At 66.9% G+C, this 25,984-nt stretch carries 23 protein-coding genes and 1 pseudogene; 11 read left to right on the top strand and 13 right to left on the bottom strand.

Features of this window, described 5'->3' with window-relative positions; translation table 11 throughout:
* The first annotated feature begins 47 nt into the window (after nt 1-47).
* From ACOCEP_RS27935 to ACOCEP_RS27920, 4 genes are all read left to right on the top strand, one after another.
* Nucleotides 48-1,274 carry a competence protein CoiA family protein gene (locus tag ACOCEP_RS27935; protein WP_482332010.1) on the top strand — a complete coding sequence of 409 codons (1,227 nt, stop codon included), beginning with the start codon at nt 48-50 and terminating at the stop codon, nt 1,272-1,274.
* A gap of 193 nt (nt 1,275-1,467) precedes the next feature.
* Complete coding sequence (locus ACOCEP_RS27930) at nt 1,468-1,683, top strand: hypothetical protein (protein WP_482332009.1); 216 nt, start codon at nt 1,468-1,470, stop codon at nt 1,681-1,683.
* Nucleotides 1,680-2,378 (top strand): RNA polymerase sigma factor, encoded by a 699-nt coding sequence (locus tag ACOCEP_RS27925; RefSeq protein ID WP_482332007.1) that lies wholly within the window; start codon nt 1,680-1,682, stop codon nt 2,376-2,378. The genes ACOCEP_RS27930 and ACOCEP_RS27925 overlap by 4 nt, the downstream gene beginning before the upstream one ends.
* Before the next feature lie 42 nt (nt 2,379-2,420).
* A complete protein-coding gene (locus ACOCEP_RS27920; RefSeq protein ID WP_482332006.1) occupies nt 2,421-2,672 on the top strand; it encodes a hypothetical protein in 252 nt (83 codons plus the stop codon).
* Between the two features lie 1,215 nt (nt 2,673-3,887).
* Here the strand turns inward: ACOCEP_RS27920 and ACOCEP_RS27915 are convergent.
* The 3 genes from ACOCEP_RS27915 to ACOCEP_RS27905 form a co-directional block, all read right to left on the bottom strand.
* Complete coding sequence (locus ACOCEP_RS27915) at nt 3,888-4,169, bottom strand: hypothetical protein (RefSeq protein ID WP_482332004.1); 282 nt, start codon at nt 4,167-4,169, stop codon at nt 3,888-3,890.
* Nucleotides 4,170-4,233: 64 nt separating this feature from the next.
* Nucleotides 4,234-4,785 carry a DUF3558 family protein gene (locus ACOCEP_RS27910; protein ID WP_482332003.1) on the bottom strand — a complete coding sequence of 184 codons (552 nt, stop codon included), beginning with the start codon at nt 4,783-4,785 and terminating at the stop codon, nt 4,234-4,236.
* Nucleotides 4,786-5,398: 613 nt separating this feature from the next.
* Nucleotides 5,399-5,992 (bottom strand): hypothetical protein, encoded by a 594-nt coding sequence (locus tag ACOCEP_RS27905; RefSeq protein ID WP_482332002.1) that lies wholly within the window; start codon nt 5,990-5,992, stop codon nt 5,399-5,401.
* Nucleotides 5,993-6,311: 319 nt separating this feature from the next.
* On the opposite strand from ACOCEP_RS27905, the gene ACOCEP_RS27900 reads away from it, so the two are divergent.
* Nucleotides 6,312-7,610 (top strand): pentapeptide repeat-containing protein, encoded by a 1,299-nt coding sequence (locus tag ACOCEP_RS27900; RefSeq protein WP_482332000.1) that lies wholly within the window; start codon nt 6,312-6,314, stop codon nt 7,608-7,610.
* 914 nt (nt 7,611-8,524) lie between these two features.
* On the top strand, nt 8,525-9,052 hold the full coding sequence (locus ACOCEP_RS27895; RefSeq protein ID WP_482331999.1) for a hypothetical protein: 528 nt from the start codon (nt 8,525-8,527) through the stop codon (nt 9,050-9,052).
* A gap of 257 nt (nt 9,053-9,309) precedes the next feature.
* Here the strand turns inward: ACOCEP_RS27895 and ACOCEP_RS27890 are convergent, their stop codons facing one another.
* Nucleotides 9,310-9,957: a hypothetical protein gene (locus ACOCEP_RS27890; protein WP_482331998.1), complete on the bottom strand. Its 648-nt coding sequence runs from the start codon at nt 9,955-9,957 to the stop codon at nt 9,310-9,312.
* 199 nt (nt 9,958-10,156) lie between these two features.
* Between ACOCEP_RS27890 and ACOCEP_RS27885 the strand changes: the two genes are divergently transcribed.
* From ACOCEP_RS27885 to ACOCEP_RS27870, 4 genes and pseudogenes are all read left to right on the top strand, one after another.
* On the top strand, nt 10,157-10,609 hold the full coding sequence (locus ACOCEP_RS27885) for a hypothetical protein (protein WP_482331997.1): 453 nt from the start codon (nt 10,157-10,159) through the stop codon (nt 10,607-10,609).
* 340 nt (nt 10,610-10,949) lie between these two features.
* On the top strand, nt 10,950-12,182 hold the full coding sequence (locus ACOCEP_RS27880) for a tyrosine-type recombinase/integrase (protein WP_482331996.1): 1,233 nt from the start codon (nt 10,950-10,952) through the stop codon (nt 12,180-12,182).
* Nucleotides 12,179-14,563 carry a tyrosine-type recombinase/integrase gene (locus tag ACOCEP_RS27875; RefSeq protein ID WP_482331995.1) on the top strand — a complete coding sequence of 795 codons (2,385 nt, stop codon included), beginning with the start codon at nt 12,179-12,181 and terminating at the stop codon, nt 14,561-14,563. The genes ACOCEP_RS27880 and ACOCEP_RS27875 overlap by 4 nt, the downstream gene beginning before the upstream one ends.
* 56 nt (nt 14,564-14,619) lie before the next feature.
* Nucleotides 14,620-14,811: pseudogene (locus ACOCEP_RS27870) on the top strand (ArsR/SmtB family transcription factor); the annotation flags it as partial.
* Nucleotides 14,812-14,995: 184 nt separating this feature from the next.
* Here the strand turns inward: ACOCEP_RS27870 and ACOCEP_RS27865 are convergent.
* Nucleotides 14,996-15,127, bottom strand: coding sequence for a hypothetical protein (locus ACOCEP_RS27865; RefSeq protein ID WP_482339911.1), 132 nt, complete (start codon nt 15,125-15,127; stop codon nt 14,996-14,998).
* A 193-nt stretch (nt 15,128-15,320) separates the two neighbouring features.
* Nucleotides 15,321-15,716 carry a heavy metal-responsive transcriptional regulator gene (locus tag ACOCEP_RS27860; RefSeq protein WP_465481596.1) on the bottom strand — a complete coding sequence of 132 codons (396 nt, stop codon included), beginning with the start codon at nt 15,714-15,716 and terminating at the stop codon, nt 15,321-15,323.
* A gap of 94 nt (nt 15,717-15,810) precedes the next feature.
* Here ACOCEP_RS27860 and ACOCEP_RS27855 point away from each other — a divergent pair, with 94 nt between their 5' ends.
* Complete coding sequence (locus tag ACOCEP_RS27855; protein WP_482331994.1) at nt 15,811-16,776, top strand: alkylmercury lyase family protein; 966 nt, start codon at nt 15,811-15,813, stop codon at nt 16,774-16,776.
* A gap of 152 nt (nt 16,777-16,928) precedes the next feature.
* Here the strand turns inward: ACOCEP_RS27855 and ACOCEP_RS27850 are convergent, their stop codons facing one another.
* The 7 genes from ACOCEP_RS27850 to ACOCEP_RS27820 all read right to left on the bottom strand — a co-directional run bounded on the left by ACOCEP_RS27850 (nt 16,929) and on the right by ACOCEP_RS27820 (nt 25,801).
* A complete protein-coding gene (locus ACOCEP_RS27850; protein WP_465481598.1) occupies nt 16,929-17,054 on the bottom strand; it encodes a bacteriocin in 126 nt (41 codons plus the stop codon).
* Between the two features lie 378 nt (nt 17,055-17,432).
* Entirely contained in the window at nt 17,433-19,676 is a 2,244-nt protein-coding gene (locus ACOCEP_RS27845; RefSeq protein WP_482331993.1) for a peptidase domain-containing ABC transporter, read from the bottom strand.
* A 35-nt stretch (nt 19,677-19,711) separates the two neighbouring features.
* A complete protein-coding gene (locus ACOCEP_RS27840; protein ID WP_482331991.1) occupies nt 19,712-19,894 on the bottom strand; it encodes a hypothetical protein in 183 nt (60 codons plus the stop codon).
* A gap of 32 nt (nt 19,895-19,926) precedes the next feature.
* Entirely contained in the window at nt 19,927-20,286 is a 360-nt protein-coding gene (locus ACOCEP_RS27835; protein ID WP_482331990.1) for an ArsR/SmtB family transcription factor, read from the bottom strand.
* Between the two features lie 250 nt (nt 20,287-20,536).
* Entirely contained in the window at nt 20,537-21,286 is a 750-nt protein-coding gene (locus tag ACOCEP_RS27830; protein ID WP_482331989.1) for a DUF169 domain-containing protein, read from the bottom strand.
* A 583-nt stretch (nt 21,287-21,869) separates the two neighbouring features.
* The gene (locus ACOCEP_RS27825) at nt 21,870-22,292 is read right to left on the bottom strand and encodes a GNAT family N-acetyltransferase (RefSeq protein ID WP_482331988.1); all 423 of its coding nucleotides are present in this window, start codon (nt 22,290-22,292) and stop codon (nt 21,870-21,872) included.
* 191 nt (nt 22,293-22,483) lie between these two features.
* The gene (locus ACOCEP_RS27820; RefSeq protein WP_482331987.1) at nt 22,484-25,801 is read right to left on the bottom strand and encodes an error-prone DNA polymerase; all 3,318 of its coding nucleotides are present in this window, start codon (nt 25,799-25,801) and stop codon (nt 22,484-22,486) included.
* Nucleotides 25,802-25,984: the final 183 nt, after the last annotated feature.

Genomic DNA, 25,984 nt, shown 5'->3' with positions numbered 1-25,984 from the left:
AAGCGTGCCCAACCTGCGCCGATGACGAGAACATCATCGGCAGCGCAATGCCGCTAATCGCCCGCCTGGACGACGTCGGCGTCCTGGACGCGACCATGCCTGATCTCGGCGCGGCCGGCGTCGGATGGGAGCAGTTGCATCGCGTGCGGAACCCGCGGCCGCCGCTGACCTGTGTCGGCTGCGGCCGCGGGGTGCACGCGAAAGTCAGCCCCGCCCCGCTCACCTTGCGGTACTTCGCGCACGACGCCGCCGCCAGTGACTGCGCTCTGGCCGGGGAGTCCGCCGCGCACCGCGCGCTGAAGGCGGCGCTGGCGGCGGCGGTCCGGAGCGCGGGCTGGCACGCCGAACTCGAGGTTCCCGGCCCGGGATGGCGGGCGGACGTGCTGGCCTCCGCCCCGGACGGCGACCGGCGGGTGGCGTGGGAGGCGCAGCTGTCGGGCATCAGCGTCGACGACATCTCCGCGCGCACGGAGACCTTGCGCGCCGGCGGGCTCGAGGTGTGCTGGGTGGCCCGCCGCCCTGTGGCGTGGCTCGGGCGGGTGCCCGCCGTCCAGCTGTCCCCCATCCCCGCCGCCACGAACGTCGAGGACCGGTTCGACGTCGTCGACGGGCTGAACCGCTTCGTCCGCCGCTGGTGCGAACCGGCGACCCGCTGCGCCATCCGGGGCCGGAAACGGCTGTTTCCTGGGAAGTGCGTCGGCCACAACCGCTGGGAACCGGTCACCGGGATGACGCTGGAGAGGTTCGTCGGACTGCACTGCGCGGGCCAGCTGCTCCAGCATCAACCGTGCGCCGGACTCACCCCCGCACAGGAAAGAGCACGTCTTCGGCGCGGCCCGTGGACCTGGACCGCCGAGCACTACGTCCTGGCTGAGCACAACCGGCTGCCCGATCATCCCGAGACTGGCCCGGCCCCGCCGCGCGATGCACCAGCCGGGGACTGGCGTGCGCAGTGGCGCTCAGCCCTGCACGCGCGGGAAGAGCGCATGGATGCCCTGACCGAGCCGGTCATCAGCTACTTCGAGCGCACCCGCTCCGTTCGCCCCCATCTCGATCCCGGGGCCCGCCGGCAGTTCGCCGACGGTGTCCCGGTCTACATCGGCCCCGACCTCGTGGCGATCGTCGAACCGCTGGGGCCGCTGGTGAACACGCTTCCGCCCGGTGTGCCGATCATCGTCGGCCACCACTACGCGCTTCGAAGGATCACGCAGACCGTTCGCGATCCCGAGCGCACTTTTCTCATCCTGGATTCGTCTGGTGGGGAACTGCCGTAATGCCCGACGCCCTCTGGAGGGTCCGACGGGGTGGTCGGCCTAGCGCGAGCACGCCGGCGACTGTCCGGCGCTGGACGTCCGATCGGGTGGCCGGGGAAACGGGCGTTAAACGTTCATGGGTGCGGGCCCCACTCAGTCACTGACTAAGGCTGCGCGGATGGTGCGCGGTCGGTGATGCTGGAGGACGACACCGATGATGCTGGAGATAGTGATGGTGGCGGGAGTCGCGGGCCACTGCACGATGGAGATGGCCTGGGCCGCGGCCTACCGGTGGCAGGTGAGGGCCCGGGTATCGCTGCTGACCGCGATCGCCGCGCTGCCCGAGGGCGCCGAGGTCGCCGAGCAGGCCGTGGACGGAAGCATGTGGAGGGCGTCGATCGCTCACCGTCCGGATTCGGAGGCGGCGTGAACGCCCCAATGGAGAATGCAATATCCGGTTCGCCGGACAAGCCGGGGCCGGAGGAAGCGTTCCGGCTGTGGCGCGAGCCGCTGTGCCGGTACGCGCTGAAGCGCAGCGTGGACTGCGGCCTGCCTCGATCCCCTGAGAGTGCCGAGGACGCTGTTCAACTGGCGTTCGAAGCAGCTCTCCGCGTCGGCTGGGAGACCATCGAACACCCTCGCGCCTGGCTATACGAGGTAACCCGGCGCGTCATCCTGCGCAGCGCCCGTGCGTGGCACCTGACGAAGCCGTGGCCCCCAGAAGCCGGCAGGGTGGTCTGGTCATCGGTGGTGAAACTTCCCCCGACGGCTATCGCCTCCGCCGCCGCGATGGTCACTCATGAGCTGCACAGCCTGCCGACCATGCGGCGCTCGGTGTTCTACCTGCGCGAGATCCTCGGCTTTAGCTACGCCGAGATCGCCGAAGAACTGGACATCAGCGTGGCGACCGCGCGGGTCCACGGCCACCTTGCTCGGGTGAATCTGCGGCAGTTCGTCATCGAGCCCATCTGGGACTGGTGGAGCCCGGACTTCGCCGACCGCAGGTCCGCGCCCAGTCAGGTGAGCCTCTGGAGGCGGATTGTCCACAGAATCCGGCGAGCGCCGGTCAGGTGCGCAGTGGTTCTTCTCGTACTGGCCGTCATCGTGGCCGGGCTGCTGCTCTGACTCGCGGCCGGGCACTCTGACGAGAGCACGAACGGCGATCGGTTGGAGCCGCCGCTGGTAGGCGGCGAGGAGATCGGCGAGTTGCTCGGGATGGTTCTGGCCGGTCTCGGCGGCGCCCGCCGACCGTGCGGGGTCCGCGCCGTCGGTATCGCTGTTCGCGCCGATCGGGTCCTGGTCGACGCGGGACTGTGCATCAACACCGGTCGCCGCGGTCACCACGGCCGCTACACCTATTACCGCCGTGACGAGCGGGCCATCGCGGCGCTCGCCAACACGGTGATCCGCCATCTGTGACCCAGTGCCGTAAAAGCCTCGCCCCGCCACCAAGTCCCCACCGGATGGGTCGAGACGGGCGATAAAGTGAAGGACTTTGCTCCGTAAATGCGGCGCGCGAGGTAGCATGCAAACGGGGCCCCGTTTTCGGGGTCTACCCCGTTGCCGAGGCTCGATCTTTCGAGATCCCGGTCAATCCAAGAACCCTGAAAGGGGGCAGTTATGTCACGTTCAGATCGTGGACACGGGCCCGACCCGTCCGATCGCTTCGGCTGGGTCAGACCCGTGCTGCAGTGCGGAACCCTCGTCCTGCGCGTCCTCCAGGAGCTGCGACGCTGGTTCGTTTAACCAGGTAGAAGACGGTTTCGTGGCCCCGTAGGAGCGGGGCCACGAGGCCTTCTGCCTCGTCTTGTGTCGTCGACAGTCCGTCGCCGACACAAGTTCATTGTCGGGTTTTCAACGTTTCATCATCATTGTTGCACTGAAGACGACAGTCACAGTGTAGCTCATCAGAACTGTACAGACGCACGTTCCGGCAGTACGCAATACTGCGCTAGTTTCCTTACTGCGGTACTAATGACGGAATCCGATTCCGTCATTAGCACCTTAGTAAGTGTCATTCCGTGCATTCAACTACGTTTACGACAAGGGTGCGATGTCGTCTGCGTCGTTCTCGCCGCTGCGTCCCTTTCAGCGCCAGCAATGAGCATCGGGCATCCCGCGAACCCGGAACCCGAGCGGCAGCAGCAGCGGAAACCGCGCTGAGAACGACGTAGCGAGGAGGAACGCCTAGTGGCGCGACTGTCACCTCACGGTCCCCCGATACCCGCAGGTTGGTCGGACACCAGAGGATCCTCACCCACCAGCGCGGGCCTTGGTGCCCGAGACCGTCCACATCCTGCCCGTCGCAGGCCGGTCGACCGGAACCCGGCCTGGAGTCCGGCGACCGGCGACAGCGGCGGGTCGAGGCCGGGCGATAGGTGTGAGAGGGGTGCCGACCTTGCCAGCATTCCCCGAGCGCGCGGGCCAGGCGCACGCTGGCCCGGCAGGTCCGCAGATCTTCCCACGCCGCCGCGGTGGCCCCGGTCGCCGCGAGCAGCAGCGGATGCGTGATTGCGCTGAACGCGATGATCAGAGCTGCTCGTGGTGCGCCTGTCCCTACCGTTCCCGCAGCACGCGGACGGTCCGACCGGTCCGGGGTGGACCGGCCCCGCGTGGCCATCACGCCCGGGATTCTTACGGTCGCCGGGCGGACTCCGGGTCAGCAATCGACCGGGCGAGCGCGACGGCGGCCCAGTGCGTCTGGGACACCTGGGTGAGGATCTTCGCCTCGTCCCAGCCGCGGCCCTCGTACGGCGCGATGTCGTTGGCGGCGGCGGTCAGCAGGTCCGCGATCGGGCCGACGTCGATCGACCGTGGCGCGGCACCGGCCAGCACGGCCTGTACCTCGAAGTGACCATCGTCGCGGACTCTGCGCGCCGCGTGCTGCAACAGATTAGACAGAGTGTGCTCGGACATCGCGCTCCTTCAAGCGGCCGGAGTCGGTCTGGTCGTGGTTTTCTGCCATGGCGAAGTCTCCCCGTCAGTGTCCTTGGGGTAGCTGTGCAGCGATCTTTTCCGCGATGGGGCGCACCTCGCTGCAGGCCTGCTCGTTCGTTCCGCTGGACAGAGTGAGGCTGACCGATGCGCGCGCCGTCGCCGTCACGGATATCCCGATGAGGCATGCGCTGGTGGATCCGCCGAAGCCTGAGATCTCCACAGCGGCTCGGCCCGAGATCGTGGTTGGGCTTTGGGTCCCCTCGTTCGTGTTGTACTGGTCGATTCCCGCGTTGTCGACCAGGTAAGCACTGACGGATCCATAGCGTGGCTTCAGTGTCTGACAGCCGTTGTCGCTCTCGTACGTCACTTCTGTGGCGTCGCGGAAGCCCTGTGCGCTCGTGATGGGCGAGAGAAGGTCGCAGGCCCTGAGACCAGCGAACACCCCCGCCGACGTGGTCTGCGAGCTCGGTGAGGCGCCGGCGGACGGGGAGGGAACCGGCGACGGTGTGCGGGAGTTCGTTCCGGAGCACGCGACAAGAACGAGCCCGCAGCCCGCGATCGTCGCGGCCAGGTGACGGCGGCTGGTGATAGTCATGCCCTGCTCTCGCTCAGTTCCTATCGACGGCTGTAATGGAGTCGATCACCCCGGACTCGTGGCGTGAGTCGTCCCTCAGCCTAGAGGCACGCCCGCAGGCCGCTGTGTCCTTCCTCCAGGGCCACGATGGGACAAGGTGGCGGCACCGTGATGACCAACAGCACGAGACGGACACGGATGGTAATCAGGCATTACGGCGGCGACGGCCGCCGCCATGCCTACCGGGCCGAGGATGTCGCCAGCGGCTGCGACTGCGGCGGATCGCCCGCAGCCCGGACGGACGGATCTGCGAGGTCAACGAGACTGCGTTGCCAGCCCACCTGTACGAGATCGGGTACGCGCTCGAGCGCACGGACACACCGGACCGGTGAACTCGTCCAGACCAGAAGAGCACGACGACGTGCGTGGGCCGATACATGCCCCCGCCAATCAGGTACCCGACGATGGGAGCGGTGACCACGGCGGCCGCACGGCGACAGCAGGGACCGCGCCTGGGCCGGTGTCGCCGGTTCCATCGTGTTAGCTTCCCCCGTCCGCTGTGGCTCCGCGGCGCGCAATTCCCTCGGCGCTGTCGGTTCCGCCTGTCGTTAACGCGGGCTGGAACAGTGCTCGATCACGCGAATTCTGATGCTTCGAGCATGTGAGTGCACCGTTCTGGAGCTCCGAGTGTCGTGCCGTCCGGCAGTTGCTGTGCTGCCCAGAACGCTCCCGCCGCCGCAGTGTCGGTGATCGCCGTGGTCGACCATCGGTAGCCCTGGCCGCGCTCCAGCGCGGCGGTCACCAGCACGGTCCCGAACCCTTGTCGCAGGTACCGGTCGTCGACGCGGACGTGTTCCACGACCCCGACCTTGCACGCACTGCACATCTGCATGTCGAGATCGGCGATGGTGACATCCCGTAGCTGCAGCATGATCTGCTCGATTCCGGCGCGCACGAACGGAGGCCGCACGGCTAGGTGCAGCCCGGCCGACGTCGCCGACATCCCGTCTCGCGGCCGGAGATCGACTTCGAGCCACTCCGCCCGAGGCAGGCCCAACCGAACACACAATTCGCACCGGCCGGTCGGCAGATCCAGTGTCTGATTCCAGCCGCGGCCGTGTCCGGCAACGTCGAGGACGTGACCGTTGAGGCACCGCCCGTGCCGCACCGCAGACCGCACGACATAGTCGCCGCCTGCGATCGGGTCACGAGCGGGCACAGCAGGCATTCCCGGAGTATGCGCTCCGCGCCCGCCACCTCCGCACCAGGGTGAACCTAGGTTCCGTTCGGTACCGGACACTGTGTAACGGCCGAACGTCACCCGCTGCCGAACCTACGCCGCCGGCCGAAATGACGTGTTCCGCGCCCGGTCGCCGGATCACGAGAACGCCTGGATGCGTGACGGCGCACGGCAGCCAGCCCCGTGTCCCTGTGCTCCCAGCGAGCCTCACACCTATACCGGTTCGACTTCGACCGCGGCCGCCGGCCGCCGGCCGCGGCCTGGGGGTTGTTGTCACAACATGCGCCGATCGGAAGACTATGCCCCCGTGACCTGGAAACCGTTGCCTCCTCAAGGCGGGACCCCCACCGCAAGGCCGGTCCTTGAACCGATCGCGTGGTGGAAGATCCTGCTCGGATTCATGCTCGGCCTGCTGCTCGCGGCATCGGCGACGATCGCGATGCTCCTGTTCACCACCCCGGGCCTGAGTGGCAAAGACCTCGCATCAGCACGACTCGATGCGATCAAGGTCGGGCTGAGCATCGGTATCGGATTGGGCGGCGCCTTCGGCCTGTACCTGGCGCTACGCCGCCAACGTGCGACCGAGGCCGACCTGGACAACCGCGAACGCGCCCTCGAGCTCCAGGAGCAGGTAGCGCACACCACGGCCGAGGACGCCGCGGCACGCCGCGTCACCGAGCTGTACACGAAAGCCTCCGAACAGCTCGGATCGGACAAAGCACCAGTTCGCCTCGGTGGCCTGTACGCCTTCGAACGCCTCGCCCAGGACAACCCCGACCGACCACACCTCAGACAAACGGTCGTCAACGTCATCTGCGCCTACCTGCGCATGCCCTTCACACTCCCCGGCGACCCACCCACCGACGACGAGCGCGATAGTCAGACCCTCAACGCCCAGCTCCAGGACCACAAAGAACGCATTCAAGAGCGAGAGGTCCGCCTCGCGGCGCAACGCATCCTCGCCACGCACCTCCAGCCCGGCAGCCGCTCGGACAACCCGGACGTCACATTTTGGCCCGATATCGACCTCGACCTGACCGGGGCCACACTGATCGAGTGGAAGCTCACCAATTGTCACGTCGCGCAGGCCAGGTTCGACAAAGTTACCTTCGCCGGCCCGGCCAGGTTCGATATCACGACATTTGACCGCGACGCCCGTTTCAGCGATGCGACGTTCACCGCCCCAGCGAACTTCGTTGCCGCCGTTTTCCACAGCGTCGCATGGTTCGACCACACGACGTTCGGCCACAACGCCAAGTTCGACAGAGCCAGCTTCCGAGGGGAAACAGCAGTTTTCGACACAGCAACGTTCGACAAGGATGCAAGTTTCACCGGCACAACGTTCGCGTCTGGCCCCACCTTCGCAGGAGCGACCTTCACCCACTCGACCCAATTCGACCACGCGGAATTTCAGCGGCATGCGCCGTCTTTCGCCAATTCTGCATTCCTGGACACCGCCAGCTTCACCGCCACATCCTTCTTCCGGCCGCCTGACTTCATCGGCGCGAACTTCAGCAGGGGATGGCCCAGCGAGCTCCTGGAGTTCACGCGCAACAGCGTGAAGTCGCTCCCCCCTCCGGAACCGCACAACACAGACGCCTCGTAACCAAGGAACACCAACACGTCAGAGCCGCTCACTAACGCTGTTTTGTCTCACCGCCATTTACCCATCTCCGTCACCCGACTTCGCGGGTTGTTCGAGCCCACGTACACTCGGGATGGGATCCGCACGGTGAGGCTGGCACTATGCCTGACAGCCGCGATGTCGTGCGTACGCTGGTGCGATGGACACGTGGACGACGCTGGATTGGTCCGCAGTGCCTGGGCCGGCCTGGTACCGGCCGGAGGCGGCCGCTGGCGCTGTCCAGGCTCTGGCGGCGGCGGTGTCGGCTGACGGTGCCGCCTTGGCGGTTGGCCGGTTTGTCGACGCCGTCGGCAACGACCATCGCGGGACGCTGTACCCGGCCGCCGTCCCGGCAGTGCATGTGCTGCTCAAGGTCATCCGGGATCTGCCAGGCAAACCACGCATTGAGGCGTTGGGAGTGTTGTTGGACTGGTGGGGCTGTTTCGCGCCCGAGCCCGGGTACACCCTCCAGGACGATGATGGGCGGCCCGTAGAGGTGACGGAGGCGGTCGAGCGCGAGATCGCGACGCGGCGGACGTGTTGCGTACCGTCGCCGGCGACTGGTCGGACGGCAGCCCCGCCAGGAAGATGGCCAAGGACTTACTGGCCCTGCTGGACGCGGGCAGTTGGTCGGATCCGGCGGCCAGCCGCTGACCGGAGCGTAACGCCGCCAGTCCCCCAGCAAACGCCCTTCTTCTGCCGCAGACTTCCCTCCCCGGTAGATTCCCGAAACGCACGGCACATGCAACCTTGATCGACCTCGCGTTCTGACACCGTCCCACGACGGTGGCACGGTGATCAGTCTCAGTTGCCGTGTCACTTCCTCAGGCAGCCTCCGTGCGCGGCGGCTTACGGAGCAGCTCTTGCGGTCATGGTCGCAGCACTATGCTGCGACCATGATCGCAGCGCGGCACGGTGTTCTGTTCGCCGAATACGGGCAGTTCTACGTCCAGGACGTTGCCGCTCACGACCGCGCGATGCGCGGCGACGCGGCCATGGACCCCGACCGACCCGCGGGCGGCTGGACCAAGGACGCCGTCCAGCTGCACCGGATCGGGCTGGAACCGCACTCGATCTCAGTGGGGACAGCACGTGAGGACCTTGTCGAAACGGTCCTAACGGTCCACACCAGCCCGCCGCAACTGACCATCACAGCCGAACATGCCGTGGAAGCCGACCTCGACGTTCCGACCGGAACCGTTTCGATCGTCGACTGCACCCAGCCGCCGCAGCCCGAGCACGCGGTGACCGTGACTCCTGGCCGATACCGCGCGCGAGTCTGCTACGTACCGTCAGTTCCACCCGCCGACTCCGACCCAGACACACCCGGCGACCACTTCATCTACCAGGTCGACATCTGGCCGGCCGCCGAGCGCAGCGCCCTCACCGTAGTCAGACAGGGACCGTCTCCCTGGGCCGGCTAACAACGACGGCGTCGTCCTGCAGGGTCTCATCACTCCTGACATGTTGATCTCGTGCGTCCTGGGCCTTCTCGGCTGTCTCACGGTGACGTCACCATGATCAATCTCAAACTCGTGGCATTTCCTCGACTGCGGTGGCGAGCCCGGCGGTTGCGGCGCCCGGACAGCGTGGGCCGGCCCAGCCGCCTGCCCAAGAATCCTCGTCGCGGCATAAGCAGATATCTGGTCATGGGGTTGGCCAGTTGCCCAGAAGGCGAAAGTCAGCCACGTAGTCTCTCGTCAGAACTGTCGTCACCAGGTAGCGGCAGCAGCTTCGCTAGCTGCCATTCAAAAACCTCGGTTCCCTCGACGTCGGGAATTCCGAGATCCCGCCTGGCTGCCTCGTAGAACTCGCGTCTCGTGTGGCTGACCGCACGAACCGCTTCCGCCCACGAAAAGTCCGTCGACTTACCTGATGCGATGCGTTGTAGACGAAATGTGCTGTGGTGCCAGGCTCGGGCCGCCTTAACCACCTGGCTTCCTCCGAGCAGAAGGACTGGCTCAAATTTGAGAGTTCGCTCCTCCTCCGCCACGGCCAGCATGGGCAGACCTTCGGTAGGAGCAAGTGTGTCCCTTTCGGGATGTATGCCGTGAAATGCAGCTAACCTGACAGCTATCGAAATCACCTTCTTGATGGCGTCCGCGTAGTCTGAGTACGCTTTCAACCTCTTCTCATCCCATCGAACGGCTTGCGCACGGTGCCACCGCACCCGCTCCGCCGCCGACGTAGCCGTATATGTGGCTATGGCACCGACCAGCACTCCGATCAACGTCGGCAACTGCTGCACAAAGGGTTGCAAGCCATCCCCCATCCGATCGGGCAGGTCACTGGTACTAGCTCCCGCGTAGGGATCGCTGCGGTGGCTCACAGCGCTACCTTGCCCATCGTGAGTCACTCAGTCGGCGGCAGATCGTGCGACGCGCTGCAAACTTTCGCTCATCGGCATGAGCGGGCGGTAGAACGAACGCGCGCTTCGTGGTAGAGGAGGGATGTTCGTGGAATCACGGTCGCGGCGGCAGGCTCGACGTGGTCTAATCCCCTCTGTGGGCGGAACTGTGTTGTGTGTCTTGAGCCCGTACACCGCCGAGCGTGTCGAGCCGGTCGTGGTGGCGGAGATGACCGCCGAAGGCTTGAACCAGAGTTCCCTCCACCCGGAGTACTGGCATTCCTCCGACGGGCTGCCTTACAGCTACTCACTCAACGCACCGGACAGTGAGACGGACCCGGCCGAACTCCGACTCCTTGAGCAGGCAGACGGCAGGACGATGCGCTGCGACATCATGTTGCATATCTTCGTCAGCGACCTCGCTGGTCGACCTGTGCTAGGCAAACTGGCGCAGTGTATTGCGGAACGAACCCAGGGCTGGGTGTTCGTCGAGTTCCAGGCTCCACCTTCAGCGAGCCTGCTCGGCCAGCTGGAGACTGCGGGCCGTTGCATCCACGTCAACGACTACGTCTACCTTGACTCATCGGCGATGGCAGCGTGGAACGCCCACCCGGACTTCCACGTCCTTAAGTAGACACCCGTCCCATCGCCGCTTCAAAAATGAAGTGTCCGATGAGAATATGAAATGAATTTGCCCCTACGCGTCCGTTTGACTCGGTTGTCCATTAACGGAAATCGCGTGATGTTGTGGCGAGTCCGCGCAGATCGAGTGGTTCGAAGTGGTCGGCCGAGAGGCTGGTGACGCCGTGATGGGATTGGACGACTCCGTGGACCAGCAGCGCGGGTGAGCTGCGCACGATCTTGTGCTCCCGGTCCCACACCGTTGACCGGACTAAGAACAGACACGCCGATGGGTCGCCGTTCGATCTCTGGAGTGGCGTCGAGACTGCGCTCAGGCGAGGTTTGGAGGCCGCATGGGCGCTGTCGGGAAGAGTGATCTGGCGTTGGTTGAGTTGCCGCGTTGGGGTCGCGTGGTCGCGTGGTCGGCCGCCGTGCCGTGGATGGTCGTCGACCCGACGAACAGTCCCGTGGTGCCGGTGGAGGCGTTCCTGGCGGACTTCGCCGCGCGGGGAAACGCGGCAAGCAGTGTGCGCAGCTACGCGTTCGCTCTGTTGCGGTGGTGGCGGTGGCTGCTCGTTGTCGACGTGCCCTGGGATTGTGCGACGTCGGCGGAGACACGCGGGTTTGTCCTCTGGCTGACCGCGACGGTCAAACCGCGCCGTAGTGCTCGCACTGCGTCTGCGGCGACGGCGGGACAGGTCAACCCGGTCACCCGCAAGGCGTCCCTTGGTGATCAGTACCAAGCGCGGACCATCCGGCACAGCAACGCCGTGATCCGGAGCTTCTACGAGTTCTGGTTGGACGAAGGGTCACGGCCATTGATCAATCCCATGCCACTGGATGCGCGGCGCGGCCGGCGGGTGCCGGTGGCTCTTGGCGAGCGACCGGTGAACGGAGCGCGTATCCGCTACAACCCTCGGCTGCCGAAGCGGCTACCGCGGGCCATGCCGGATCCACAATGGGCGGCTGTGTTCGCGGCACTGCGGTCGAACCGAGATCGCGCGATCGTGGCGATGGCGGTCAGTTGCGGGGCACGGCCCAGCGAACTGCTGGGGGTACGGGGTGTAGATCTGGACTGGGGCGAGCAGCTGGTCCGTGTCGTCCGGAAAGGAACTCGGGCAGAGCAGTGGCTTCCGGTCAGCGCCGAGGCGTTCGTCTGGCTTCGGCTCTACATCGCCGAAATCGGTGAGTTCTCGCCGGGTGATCCGTTGTGGCAGACGCTGCGCCGTCGGGATCGCGGCGATGGTCTTCGACGGCAGCCTCTGAACTACGACGCCTATCGCGCGGTGTTTCGCCGCTTGAACGCTGCGCTGGGGACGAACTGGACCCCGCACGACCTGCGCCACACTGCGGGGATCCGCATGTCGCGAGATACCCGGCTATCGATGCGAGACGTTCAAACGATCCTCGGGCACGCGCATCTGAGCACGACCGCGGACATCTACCTAATCGAAGATCACAACGTGGTCCTTCGCCGCGTCGCCGAACATCTCTCCACAAGGGACCAGCGGCCACAGGCCCCGCCAGATGCTGCGGCCCCGTACGACGCTTCAGACCTGGCGATTCTCTTTGGTGGTAACGAATGATGGACGTAGCCGAGCTGCGCAAGCGGGACAGGATGATCGACCTCGCGCATCTGCTGGAACGACCACGATCGGGTTCCGGCAGTGATCTCAGCACCGAGGACGTACTTCTGGTACCCGAGCGGTCGCTGGTGTGGCGCCCGGGGTTGAAAGAGAACTCGGCGACTCTCCACGAGATGCGACGCCTGCTGGCGTGGCTGGAGAGCTTCCCCGGGACCAACTGGCAGGAGCGGTGGGTCAACGCCGGGGCGGACCACGCCCTCGGCTGGCTGTCCACCGTTCCGGACCATCGTCCGTTCACGAGGGCGGTTCGTGGTCCGCTGATCCGCGCAGTCGGGCATCTCTTCCTGGGAAGGGTCGTGCTGCCCAGCTACGACACTCTGCTCGCGTACCGCGCTAACAAGCTCTATGAGAACACCCGGCGAACCTACGAGCCCGAAGTGTTCGCGGCACTGGACGACGCAGCGGTCCAACGGGGTGTCGCGGACAAGCACCGACTCCAGGCCCAGAAAGCCCTCAGCAAGATCGTCCTCCACACGGGACGGTCACCGAGCGCACTCACCGGTGACGACGTCCTGGAGATGTACGCGTGGGCGCTGGCGTTCCCGCGAGCGAACGGCAAGCCGACCCAGGGGCTGCACCTGAGCTGGGAACTGCTGTCCACGATCGGCGGTACCCCGCCCAACAGCACGCTGGCGCACACACTGCTGCACCCACAGCGAACGACCACCGAACTCGTCGACAACTACCAGGTGCAGAACCGCGAGATCAGGGACGTGCTGATCCGCTACCTCGAGGAGCGCCGTCTGGCCTTGGACTACAACTCCTTCCGGGGCGAGGTCGCCATCCTCGTCGGCCAGTTCTGGTGCGACCTCGAAAAGCACCACCCAGGCCTAGACACCCTGCGATTACCCGAGGACGTTGCGTCCGCCTGGCGAGACCGGATCAGGGTCATCGCGAATCCGGACGGCACCACGCGTGCGCGAACCGACCTTTTGGCCATTCTCAGCCGTGTCCGTGGCTTCTACCTCGACCTGCAACGGTGGGCCCTCGAGGACGCGAGCTGGGCGCGATGGGCAGTCCCGAGCCCGGTTCGCAAGAGCGACTGCCGCGGATTCGCCAAAGCGCAGCGCGCGGCCCGGACCCGCATGCACCAACGTATCCGGGACCGGATGCCTCACCTGCAGATCCTGGTCGACACCGCCCACCGCGCCATGATCGACACCGCGGAACTGCTGTCCACCGCACAGCAGCAGCCGCCGGGCACGGAGTTCACAATTTCAGGGCGGCTTTACCAGCGCTTCGAACCCACCAGCCCGCAGAGAGAGTGGGCGCAGAACGTCCACGTCCGCGATCTCGCCACTGGCGAGAAGATCAACATAACCCACCGAGAGGACGAACGCTTCTGGGCATGGGCGGCGATCGAAACCTTGCGCCACACCGGAATCAGGATCGAAGAACTCCTCGAACTCACCCAGCTGGCGATCGTGTCCTACCAGCTCCCCGACACCGGCGAGCTCGTCCCGCTCCTGCAGATCGTCCCGTCGAAGAACAACGAGGAACGGCTCCTGCTCGTCAGCCCGGAACTCGCCAGTGTGCTGGCCACCATCGTCACGCGCCTGCGCAGCAGTCACGACGGAACCGTCCCGCTCATCGCGCGCTTCGACACCTATCAGCGCGACACCAGTCCGCCACTTCCGCACCTGTTCCAGAGGCAACGTGGCTGGCGCCGAGCCGTGGCCAGCGACGCCAGCATTCGGCGTCTGATCAACGAGGTTCTCGCGCTGACCGGACTGCGCGACGGCCTCGGAAACCCACTCGCCTACACACCGCACGACTTCCGCCGCATCTTCGCCACCGAGGCCGTCACCAGCGGCCTCCCCGTCCACATCGCGGCACGTCTGCTCGGACACGCCTCCCTGGACACCACCCAGGCCTACGTCGCTGTCTTCCAGGACGACCTGGTCCGCACCTACCGGGCATTCCTCGCCCAACGTCGCGCGATCCGGCCGGCCGACGAGTACCGCGATCCCACCGACGAGGAATGGACTGAATTCCAGCAGCACTTCCTCGCACGCAAGCTGGAACTCGGCACCTGCGGCCGTCCCTACGGCTCCTCCTGCCAGCACGAGCACGCGTGCATCCGATGCCCGGTCCTGCGCGTCGACCCTCGCCAACGCGCCCGTCTGGTCGAGATCGCGAACAACCTCCGAGACCGGATCCGCGAAGCCGAGCTCAACGGATGGCGAGGAGAGATCGACGGCCTCACCGTCAGCCTCAAAGCAGCCCACACGAAACTGGCCGCGCTCGATCGGCACACCACCGACTCCTCGCACACAGGACCTGTGAGCATCGGTATGCCCGTCATCAGAACAACGCAGTGACGGCACGTGGTGAGCGGGAACAGGCGCAGCGGAAACCGATCACCGTGTCCCTGCGCATGGCCGAACCTGCGGCGGTCGTCGATCCGGGGCGTCGAGGTGGCGGCGAAGTTGTCCAAGGCGCTGTCCGACCCGGGCGAATCCGTCTGCTGTCGCTGGCGCGGTGCTCCGCCGGTGGCGAGGCGTGCTTGTGCGAACTGGCCGTGGAATTCGACATGCCCCAGCCGTCGGTCAGCCATCACCTGGGCGTGCTGGTCTCCGCCAGCATCCTCGAACGAGAACCGCGCCGGACCTGGAGCTGGTACACCAGCGTCCCCGAACCGCTCGAAACCCTCAAAATTCTGCTCCGGCCGGGCGGCCCACTCGCGGACCAGCCCGCCCGCCTCACCGAAGCGGCACGACAGATGCTGATCACGTCACCCGCCAACACAGCAGCTACACGCCAGCCGCCAGGCCCTTCGCCGCGCGGATCACGAACACGAAAGCGACCCAGGCGTGAGCATCGGCGTCATCGGAGAGGCGGTGGGCCGCTTCACCGTCGACGAGAACCTCGGACCGGCCGGCCACGCTGTCACTCTCCGGTCAGTGCGTTGGCTTCATCGCCATACTCGCCATCGCCGTCGCGGCGGCATTCGGCGCCACCTTCTTGCCGGAGAATGCTGTCACCTACCTCGCGATCGCACCGACTTCGACGAGGTTAAGCAGGCCGATGCCGATCAGGACGTTTGGCAGCAGCATGTGCGGGCGCTGACGGCTCGAATCAGCGGGCGAAGATGCCGCAGACGGCGGTGCTGGCGCAGGAGGCCGCGGGATAGGTACTGGCCCGCGTCTTGAGCTGGTTCAGGCCCTGCTCGGCCGCGCGCAGGTCGGCGATGCGGCGGCGAACGTTACCGAGATGGTGATCGATGAGTTCACCGACGCGATCGCACGGGGCTTGGCCGGTGTCTCGGATGGCGAGGATGTCCCGGATATCGGCCAGGGAGAGACCTGCGGTCTGGGCGGTGCGGATGAACTCGAGCCGGTGCGCGGTATCGGGGTCGTAGTCGCGGTAGCCGCTGGATGTGCGAGGCGGTTCAGGCAGCAGGCCGGCCTGCTCGTAGTACCGGATCGTCTTGGTGCTGACCGCGGCGGTCCGGGCGAGTTCGCCGATGCGCATGGTGCCGATGCTACGCCTTGACCTTCCAGTCAGGGGAAGGTTTACGGTCGTCATCGGATTCGTCTCGCGTGCCACGAAGCAGAGGACGGGTGTCATGGAATTGGTCGTACTGTCCGTTCCGGACTGTCCACATGTTGCACTCCTGGACGATGCGCTGCGGGATGTGCTCGGCGATCGCCAGGGCGTCCGGGTGGTTCACCGCCAGGTCCGCGACCAGGACCAGGCTGAGCGGGAGGGCATGCATGGTTCGCCAACCCTGCTGGTGAATGGGATTGACCCGTTCGTGGCGCCAGGTTCCCAGCCGAGCGTGTCGTGTCGGCTGTTCCGTGACGAGGACGGCCGGGCGCGGCCCGCGCCGTCGAGGGCGGCCTTGGTCGCCGCGCTCGCCCGTGCGGGTGGAACCGCGTCATCGCTGTGGAGGCTATCGACGCGGCTACGCGAGATCTTGGGTGCCGCTGGTCAGCGGCGCCGTGCCCCGGAGGAGCGGGGCCAGCGGGCGATTCAGCAGGCGGTCCTGCGTTCCTTCACCGCTACGGGGCGTCCGCCGACGTCGGACGAGTTGGCGCGGGTGGCGGCGGAGTCCTCGACCACGGCCTCGCAGGTGCTGGCCGCGTTGCATCGTGGCGACTTTCTCCGGCTGGACGAGGCTGGGCGTATCACCGCGGCCTATCCGTTTTCGGCGCTCCCGACCCGGCATCGGGTCACACCGGAGGGTGGGGTGACGGTGTTCGCGATGTGCGCGGTCGACGCTCTCGGGATCCCGGCGATGCTGGCCACGGACGCGGAGGTCGTCTCGACCGCGCCTGACGGCGCGGACGTCGTCGTCGCAGTACGCGGCGGCCGTCCCGGGGCCGAGCCGTCGACGGCCGTGGTCTTCGTGGGCACAAGCTGTGACGCGGGGCCGGCCGCGGAGGTGTGCTGCGGCCATGTGAACTTCTTCAGCAGCCGCGCTGCTGCCGAGTACTGGGCCACGGCACATCCCGACGTCCAGGGAACGATTCTCGATATGGATGAGGCGGGCGAGCTGGGGCGGGAGATCTTCGGCTCGCTCCTGGCCTGAGGGGCTCGGTCGGCGGTGCGAGCGGGTTTCGCGGGAAGATGCGTACTGCGCTCGTTCACGCGGGCGTGAGATGGGTGTGGTGAGCGGACCAGGGTAAGACTGGTCCGCTCACCACACGTTCATTCATCCGCGCTCATCGCGGACGTTGGCATCTATTCGGGCTTGCAGATGCAGTCGCCGTCCACGCTGCTCGCGCAGATTTGTGCGCCCTGGCCGCCCTGGATCTCGTCGAGTTCGGTCTCGGTGAGTTCCTGCGGTGGGGCAGTCGTGATCTCCATGTGTGTCACCTCCTGTCGCATGCCGATACGGTCTCAGCGCCGGGTGTGGCGTGAGCGTCGAGAACCCGTGACAGGCTGTGGCCAACCGTCACGCCGGGCTCCGGGCGTACAACGGTGACGCGGCCAATCGGGTTTCACGGCAGGATGGCGGTTGCGCCCCCGTGGTGGCGGGCGTGAGATAGCCGGGTGGCGGGCGGGCCAGCGAGCGACTGGCCCGCCCGCCACCTGGTTCTCCTCCGATACTCGGTGTGGCCGGTCAGCAGCCGCAGCCGCCGTCGGGGGTCAGGGTGCAGCACGGGTCGCCGTTGTGGCCGCCGTGAATCTCGTCGAGTTCGGCTTCGGTGAGTTCGGGCGTGACGAGGGTGTCGTCCATGGTGTTCACCTCCTTTCGGCATCTGGTGTGGCGTGGTTCTCGCCGCCTGCAGTGGCGGTGAGCAGGGAGGCCGGGCTCGCCGGCTCGGTGGTGCCGCTCGCGTGGTGGCCGTTGGATGTCTGGTCGATCTGCGCGGCGACGAGCCGGGCGTAGTGCTCGCCGTGGGCGAGCAGGTCGTTGTGGGTGCCGTGTTCGGCGAGGCTGCCGTGGTGCAGGACGAAGATCTGGTGGGCGTCGCGGACGGTGCTCAGCCGGTGCGCGATGACGATCTGCACGCATTTCAGTTCGGCGAGGTTGCGGTGGATACAGGCTTCGGTGGCGGCGTCGAGGTGGCTGGTGGCCTCGTCCAAAAGCAGGATCTGGGGTTCGCGCACGAGAGCACGGGCGAGGGCGAGGCGTTGCCGTTGCCCGCCGGAGAGACCGCTGCCGCGCTGGGCGAGCTGAGTGCCGTAGCCCATCGGCATCGCGATGATCTCTTCGTGCAGGCACGCCAACCGGGCCGCGCGTTCGATCTCTCCGGCGGGAACGGTGGTGTCGCGCAGGGTGATGTTGTCGGCGATGGTGCCGGCGAAAACGAACGGTTCCTGTGGCACGACACCGATCTGAGCTCGCAGCGCGCGGGGGTCGAGGTCGCCGGCTTCGATGCCGTCGAAGCTGATGTGCCCGCTGGTGGGGGTGTAGAGGCCGAGCAGCACCATGCCGAGGGTGGTTTTGCCGGAGCCGGTGGCGCCGACGACGGCGACCTTCTCGCCGGGCTCGACACGGACGCTGATGTCGCGCAGGACCGGCGGGCTGAACAGGTCGTAGCGGAACCCGACCTGTTCGAGGTCGATGCGGCCACGGAGCCGGTGGCCCGCAGCGGCGGGGTCGCTGCGTTCGGCCGGGCTGTCCAGGACGTCGGCGAGTCGTTGCAGCTGGGCACCGGCCAGTTGCAGCCGTTGCCCGTTGGCCACCACCGTCGCCAGCGGCGACACGATGGCCGACGCGAGCCAGGCGACCGCCAGCATGGTGCCGGGGGTCATGGTGCCGTCGAGCACGCGGGTCGCGCATAGCCACAGCACCAGCAGCGGCGTCAGCACCCGCAGCGCCGTGGTGACGGCGTCGACGACAGCGGCGAGGTAGGTCCGGCCGAGCGTGGCGCTCATCCAGCCGGACAGCAGATGTCCCAGGCGACCTAGGGCACGGTCTTCGGCCGCGGCGGCCTTGTAGGTGGCGATCCCCTCCAGGGATTCGACGAGATAGCCCTGGGTTTCGGCCTGGGTGGCCAGATCAGCGGCCATCCGTTCGCGGACTGAGCGAGTGGTGGCGATCAGCAGCATCACCACCGCGGCCAGAACACCCAGCACCGCCAGCGCCACGGGCAGGTCAAGTGCCGCGAGCACTCCGAGGTAGGCCAGGACCAGTACGGCGTCCAGCAAGGATCCGAGGGTTTGGCCGGTCATCAAATCACGCAGCATCGCGATGCTGCCGAAGCGGGTGACGAGATCGCCGGTGCTGCGCTGTTCGAAAAACCGCAGCGGCAACCGGAACAGATGCGCGCTGAACCCGAGCAGCGCGGCGGTGTCCAGGCGGCCCTGCAGATAGACCAGCAGCGACGATCTCAACAACGTGTTGACCAACTGCGCCACGGCGACCACCGCGATGCCGATGCCCATCAGCGGGAGCACGTCGGTGGTCCGCAACGCCGGCAGGTCGTCGACGACGGTGCGGGTGGCCAGCGGCATCGCCACCACCAGCGCCTGCGCGACGATGCTGACCGCGAGCACCTGCAGCAGCAGCGCCATCGTCCCGGGTAGCCGCCAGAGCGAGCGGGCATAGGTCCGCCAGAAGGGCTCCCCAGCCGACGGTCGCGGCTCGAACTCGTCGCCGGGGCCTGCCGTGAGGACCGCGCGGCCGAGGCCGGTGCGGAACTCTTCGGCTGTCAAGCGGCGGCGTCCGCGGCGGGGGTCCACGATGTCGACCCGTCGTGGCGACATTCGTTCCACGACAACGAAATGGTTGCCTTCCCAGTGCGCGATCGCGGGCAATGCGACGGTCTCGAACGCCTCGGGTGAGGCGGCGTAGCCCGACATCGTCAGACCGCAGGCGCGTCCGGCGCGCAGCAGCCCGCCCGCGCTGACTCCGTCCCGGCCCGGGGCGCACAGCTCCCGCAGTTCCCGCACCGGCGTGTGCCGCCGGTGATAACTCAAGATCATCGACAAGCACGCGAGACCGCATTCGGCGTTGCTCGACTGCAATACCAGCGGCACCCGGCCACGTAGCCGCGCGAACCTCGCCGTGCGCGTCACAGCAGCCGCCCGATCACGATCCCCAGAACCGCGAGACAGATCGCGGCCACCGCAAGCAAGCCCCACAACAGCCGTAGTGCCGGTGCCCGCACCGCTGCCGGGAACATGTCGCGCTCCCGGCCCGCAAACAGCTGGGTGTCGTCATCGGTGAACAGGACGCGTTTCTTGTTGTCCCCCATCGGTTCCCCACCCTCTCGACACTGCGGTCCGGTCACGATCTCGAGGCGGCCGTCTCCTGCGTCGCCGCGTCGCGATCGTTTCGCCGCGGTGCGACATCCAAATCGATCACCGCGGACAGGTGTTCCGTCGCCACACGATCGACCGAGTAGTACGCCCAGATCCCGCGCTGCTCGCGGCGCAGCAGCCCTGCCGAGACGAGTTGCTTGAGATGGTGGCTCACGGTGGATTGCGCGAGTTCCATCGCCATCGTGATGTCATAGACGCACACAGGAGAGCTCTGGCGGGCCAGGAGATTCACCAGCTGCACCCGATGCGGGTGCCCGAGGGCCTTGAACAGCACCGAGATCTGCTTGGCCTCGTCGGCGGGCAGCCGCGGCGTCGTCAAGGGCACGCTGCACAGCGGAACCCCGGACGGCGGGATTGGGGCACACTCGGCCTCTGACGGGGCGACCACCACGGTCCGCTCCACTCGAGTCACGCCAACCCCCTCATCGAGATACCTCGATGTACTAAATCCAGATTCTTCGATGTGTGCGACCGTACGAGCCCCTTGTTCAGGGCACAACCCCTGCCACCGGAATGGTCCAACCACCGGCGGCAGGGGTTGTCACAACGCGTGCATCACCACAGCGACCTCAGGCTCACACAAAGCCAGCCTTCGCGGTCTCGTAGAACTTCTTCATCTCGGCGTTTGCGGCCACCGTCGTCTCCAACGCCGACACAAACTCCTCGGCCAGCCCACCGGGCAGGACGGCGAGGATGCGGTCGTCGGCGATGTCGGTGAATGTCCGCATACCGATGCATCCCAGCGCCATCCGCGGCGTCTGGCTCTTCAAGGCCAGCGGCAGCGCTGCACAACCGGGCCTGCCCGAGACATCCATCGGCGACGCGGTCCACTTCGCGTTTCCAGCGGCCTCGTTGTAGATCATCGCCTGCGCTGGCGTCAGCCACAGCAGAATCAGATCGGGCTCGACAGGAAACTCGGCGAGCGGCCCATACACGATCCCCGCACTCTTCTTGCCCACCGAGGGAATGTTCGCCGCCTCGTCAGGGTCGAGATACCGGGCGTCGCACATCGACTGCACCAGGCCGCCGAGTTGCTCACCCGTCGCCTCGGGCAACTCGAACCCCATCACCATCGCCCCGACCGGACAGTTGAAATGTTGTTCGGCAGCGGCGTAAAAAACCCCCTTCTCAGCGACACGCCAGAAGTTACAACTCGACGGAACAGCTTCCGACGACACCGCGACACCGTCGGGTGGTGCGTCAGCGAACGTCAACGCCACCGGCGGCAAATCCGCCGAGAGCAGGTCCTTGATTCGTGTAGCAGCGTGAGCGTGCTCCATTGTGCGCCTTTCACTGGTCATCTGATGGTGGCGGAACACGATCACCAGGCCGACGGCACTCCTTCTACGTGATGGCGGCAGCCCAGCAATGCGGAGTTCCCAGATTTCCTTCGTGCCGACCGAGAAATAATGCGCAGGCTCGTCCTCGCCGAAACAAGAGGAAGGGAGCGTGCCACGGACGCCGTTGCGGTACGAGCCACGACTTGGCCACCCCACCCCTCGACCTGCGCACTACAAACCCCGGACCTGGGCCGCGATGATCAACACGAGATCAGCGAACCCGGGTAGCCGATAAATCCTGCCCCCCATTGAGCAGACAGCGCGTCGTCCACTCGGGTGCAACGTTGAGCCCCTCATCCACCCCGCCTGGGCACCAGCGAAAACACTAATATCCAACAATTCTCTACGAATACCAGCAAGTACACCCCCGCGTACCGCGAAACACTGCACCAGATTGATTCAGCACCGCCGGATTCGTTTCATACTCAGGCCTCGTCGTGGCAAGCCGTCAGGTTCGGCGACGACACTCGACTGCCGGAACACTGAACCCGGGGAGCAGCGAAAGGAACCGGGCGCACCACTATCACCGATGCGACGTCACCAAACCTGCCGCTGATTCCTTCCCCGCTCACCACCACTTCGTCCATCGCGACTCAGCAGGCACCACTTCCGCTTCGACCTGATGTGTGCAGGGATGTGGGCTCACCGGCCCGACTGCGCCGACCCGGGCCCAGAAAGCGACAGCGACCGGGTTGCGCCCGATCGGGAGCATCGTCCAGTCGAACTTGGCGCCTCGCTTCAAGGCCGCATTCACCAGCACACGCCCCGCGCCACGACGTCGATGCTTCTCCTCGACCTCGACATGGACGAAGATCGCGCGCCGGTCGACCGGGCACAGCGACAAGCGCACCTCACCAAAGACCGTGTGCCCCAAGCGAAGTTGAATGACGCCGACCCCGGCGGCCACCGGCGGCGGCAGAACGACCAGACGCAGACCGTACTCGTCCACCCCGGATTCCATGACCTGCCGCTCGACAGCGGTGTCGATCACCGCCCAGACTCCACCTTCGCCCGTCAGAGCGTGGCAGGCCTCGCACAACCACTCCGGCGCCCGGTAGTCCTGCGACCAGCCCAGCCGCACCCCACCGACCGTCAGGTCATGACCCCACGGACACCGCTTCGGCGCGCCTGAGCCTGGCCGGATCGGCACTTCCAGCGTTCTCCATGCCCGGTTCGCCCCGGTCACCGGAAATCACGCGACTTCGACACCAAACCCTGCAGGTCCAACGGCTGCACCTGATCCGCGACCACCGTGCACGTTCCCTCGGTCACCTGCGCAATGCCGCGGATCAGCAGGGCGTTGCTCGCCAGCAGCACTCTCCTACTCCGGTGAAAGAGGCGCTGGGTGACCACGATGTTAAGCATGCCGGTTTCGTCTTCGAGGTTGAGGAAGGTGATGCCGCCGGCGGTGGCGGGGCGTTGGCGGTGGGTGACGGCTCCAGCGACCCAGACCGTGGCGCCGTTCCCCGCCCTCGTGACGGCGGCGGTGGTGAGCGCGCCGCGGCCGTCGAGGTATTCGCGCAGGTACTGCATGGGGTGTTCGTCCGGGGAGATGCCGGTGGCCCACAGGTCGGCGGCGGTGATCTCGAAGGCGGTCATGCCGGGAAGGGCGGGGGCGTCGAGGCCGGAGGCGATGCCGGGCAGGTGGGTGTCGCGGCTGGCGGCGGCGGGTCCGGCGGCCCACAGTGCCTGGCGGCGGTCCGGGCCGAGGGATTCCAGCGCGCCGGAGGTGGCGAGTGCCTGCATCGCGGGGGTGGTGAGGTCGGTGCGGTAGCCGAAATCGCCGAGGTCGGCGAAGGGGCCGTGCTGGTCGCGTTCGGTGATCAGGCGCGTGACAGGGTCGTCGCCGAGGTGGCGGATCCTGCCGAGGCCGAGCCGGATCGCGACCCCGCCAGTGCTGTTGGGGTCGGATTCGAGGGTCGGGTGGGCAAGGGAGCTGTTGATGTCGGCGCGCCGGATCTTCACGCCGTGGTGGCGGGCGTCGGCGACCAGGGACTGCGGGGAGTAGAAGCCCATGGGCTGGGCGCGCAACAGCCCGGCGGTGAACGCGGCCGGGTAGTAGCACTTCACGTAGGCGGAGGCGTACACGAGCAACGCGAACGACATGCTGTGTGCCTCGGGGAAGCCGTACCCGGAGAACGCCGCGATCTGCTCGTAGATCGTGTCGGCCAGCTCGCCGGTGACCCCGTTGGCTGCGGCGCCGGCGTAGAAGCGGTCCCTCAGCCGTTCCATTTTCGCTGCCGACCTCTTGGCGCCCATCGCGCGGCGTAACTGGTCGGCTTCGGCCGCGGTGAACGACCCGACGCTGGTGGCCATCTGCATCACCTGTTCCTGGAACAACGGCACACCCAAGGTGCGGTCCAGCGGCCCGGCGAGCAGTGGGTGGGCGTGCGACCATGCCTCCTCGCCGCGGCGGCGCCGCAGATACGGGTGCACCGAGCCGCCCTGGATCGGGCCCGGCCGGATCAGCGCGACCTCCACGACCAGGTCATAGAACTCGCGTGGCCGTAGCCGGGGCAGCGTGCCCAGCTGGGCGCGGCTCTCCACCTGGAACACCCCGATCGCGTCGGCGGCGCACAGCATGTCGTACACCTTGGGGTCGGCGAGGTCGATCTGCCCGAGGTCGATGATGGTGTCGTGGTGCTCGGCGATCAGGTCGAGCATGTAGTGCAGCGCCGAGAGCATCCCCAGCCCGAGCAGGTCGATCTTCACCAGACCGGCGGCCGCGCAGTCGTCCTTGTCCCACTGCAGGATCGACCGGCCCTGCATGCGGGCCCACTCGACCGGCACCACTTCCGACACCGGCGTCCGTGACAGCACCATGCCGCCGGAGTGGATCCCGAGATGCCGCGGGAATCCCTCCAGCCGGGCCGCGAGCCCGAGCACATCCCGCGGGATCCCGTGCCCGTCCTGTCCGGCGGTCGCGGCGACGCTGTTCCACCGGTCGGCGGCCTTGGCGAACGCGTCCTGCTGCCCCGGGCTGTACCCGAGGGCGCGGGCGGAGTCCCGGATCGCCGACGGCGCCCGATAGGTGATCACGTTCGCCACCTGCGCCGCGTTGCGCCGCCCGTGCGTGTCGTACACGTATTGGATGACCTCCTCGCGCCGATCGGACTCGATGTCGACGTCGATGTCCGGGTAGCCGTCGCGCTCGGGCGCGAGGAACCGCTCGAACAGCAGCCCGTAGCGCACGGCGTCGACGCTGGTGATCCGCAACGCGAAACACACCGCGCTGTTCGCCGCCGACCCGCGGCCCTGGCAGAGGATCCCGGCCTCCCGGGCGAACCGCACGATGTCCCACACGATCAGGAAATACCCCGGAAACCCCAGCTCGGTGATCACCTCGAGCTCGTAGTCCAGCTGCGTGTACGCCCGCGGAGCGTCGTCCCGGGTCCCGTAGCGCTCCCGCGCGCCGGCGTAGGTCAGCTCGCGCAGGTAGGAGGCTTCGTCGTGCCCGTCCGGGACCGGGAACGGCGGCAACTCCGGCGCCACTAGGGTGAGGTCGACCGCGCACTCCACCCCCAGCAGCGCCGCCCGCTGCACCGCCCCCGGGTAGCGGGCGAAGATCTCCGACATCTCCTCCCCCGAGCGCAGGAACTGCATCCCCGCCGCCGGGAGCCAGCCCTGCATGTCCTCCATGCTCCGCCGCGCTCGAATCGCCGCGACCGCGTCCGCGTACACCGCGTCCTGCGGGGCCGCGTAGTGCGCGTTCGTCGACGCCACCGTCGCCAGGCCCAGCTCGGCGGCCATCCCCGCCAGCAGATCGTTATGCGTCGAATCCAGCGGCAGGCTGTGATCGATCAGCTCGACCGCGACCGAGTCCCGCCCGAACCGGTCCACCAGCACCCGCAGTTCCTCCGCGGCCGCCGCTGGCCCGGACTCGGCCAGCGCGCGCCGGACCGCGCCCTTACGGCACCCGGTGAGGACCTGGACGTGCCCGCGCAGGTCCTCCACCACCTGATCCAGCTCGTACCGCGGGGCGCCCTTCTCCCCATCCAACTGGCCGGTCGAGATCGTCCGGCACAACCGCTGATACCCCTCCAAACCGCGGGCGATCACCAGAAGATGCGTCCCCGCCGGATCCACCACCCCGTTCTGCGGCCCCGTCAGCCCCAGCGACAACTCCGCACCGAACCCCGTCCGCACACCGAGCTCTTTCGCGGCCTCGGCGAACCGCACCGCCCCGTACAAGCCGTCGTGATCGGTCAGCGTGATCGCGTCCAGCCCCAGCCGCGCCGCCTCCTCCACCAGCTCCTCCGGATGACTCACCCCATCCAGGAAGCTGAAGTTCGAATGACAGTGCAACTCCGCATACGGGGTCCGGGCCAGCGCACCACCACCGTCATCCGACCGCGGCGTCATCAGGTCGGGTGGAGGCCCCACATACCCCTCACGCTTCCGCGACCACGCCGGAGCGTCGTTGCCGTCCCCCGCCGGTGGACGCCCCGATGAGATCCGTTCCAGTTCCGACCAGCTCGCCGGGCCACCACTCCACGCCATCGACCACTCCACGACACACCAGAGGAGCCGTGGGGAGACAGCACCAACATCGAACTTCTGTGCGATCGTCCGTTCTACCTGCAACTTTGTCAAATCCAGAACGAGCCAAGTTGCATCTCTCACAGAAGGCCGTGGCCGACCATCCGCTGACAGGCCGCGTCCCCAGTTCGGTTGGCACCTGAC

The sequence above is a fragment of the Amycolatopsis sp. CA-211722 genome (assembly GCF_056828465.1).
Note: the sequence above shows the minus strand (reverse complement) of the source record. Positions and strands in the feature narration are given on the sequence as shown.

What these genes read in the sequence shown, in the direction of transcription:
- ACOCEP_RS27820 (WP_482331987.1), bottom strand. Translation starts at nt 25,801, where the DNA reads ATGGCGTGGAGTGGTGGCCCGGCGAGCTGGTCGGAACTGGAACGGATC.
- ACOCEP_RS27855 (WP_482331994.1), top strand. Translation starts at nt 15,811, where the DNA reads ATGGAATTGGTCGTACTGTCCGTTCCGGACTGTCCACATGTTGCACTC.
- ACOCEP_RS27840 (WP_482331991.1), bottom strand. Translation starts at nt 19,894, where the DNA reads ATGGGGGACAACAAGAAACGCGTCCTGTTCACCGATGACGACACCCAG.
- ACOCEP_RS27915 (WP_482332004.1), bottom strand. Translation starts at nt 4,169, where the DNA reads ATGTCCGAGCACACTCTGTCTAATCTGTTGCAGCACGCGGCGCGCAGA.
- ACOCEP_RS27860 (WP_465481596.1), bottom strand. Translation starts at nt 15,716, where the DNA reads ATGCGCATCGGCGAACTCGCCCGGACCGCCGCGGTCAGCACCAAGACG.
- ACOCEP_RS27880 (WP_482331996.1), top strand. Translation starts at nt 10,950, where the DNA reads ATGGGCGCTGTCGGGAAGAGTGATCTGGCGTTGGTTGAGTTGCCGCGT.
- ACOCEP_RS27935 (WP_482332010.1), top strand. Translation starts at nt 48, where the DNA reads ATGCCGCTAATCGCCCGCCTGGACGACGTCGGCGTCCTGGACGCGACC.
- ACOCEP_RS27895 (WP_482331999.1), top strand. Translation starts at nt 8,525, where the DNA reads ATGATCGCAGCGCGGCACGGTGTTCTGTTCGCCGAATACGGGCAGTTC.
- ACOCEP_RS27875 (WP_482331995.1), top strand. Translation starts at nt 12,179, where the DNA reads ATGATGGACGTAGCCGAGCTGCGCAAGCGGGACAGGATGATCGACCTC.
- ACOCEP_RS27930 (WP_482332009.1), top strand. Translation starts at nt 1,468, where the DNA reads ATGATGCTGGAGATAGTGATGGTGGCGGGAGTCGCGGGCCACTGCACG.
- ACOCEP_RS27910 (WP_482332003.1), bottom strand. Translation starts at nt 4,785, where the DNA reads ATGACTATCACCAGCCGCCGTCACCTGGCCGCGACGATCGCGGGCTGC.
- ACOCEP_RS27850 (WP_465481598.1), bottom strand. Translation starts at nt 17,054, where the DNA reads ATGGAGATCACGACTGCCCCACCGCAGGAACTCACCGAGACCGAACTC.
- ACOCEP_RS27905 (WP_482332002.1), bottom strand. Translation starts at nt 5,992, where the DNA reads ATGCCTGCTGTGCCCGCTCGTGACCCGATCGCAGGCGGCGACTATGTC.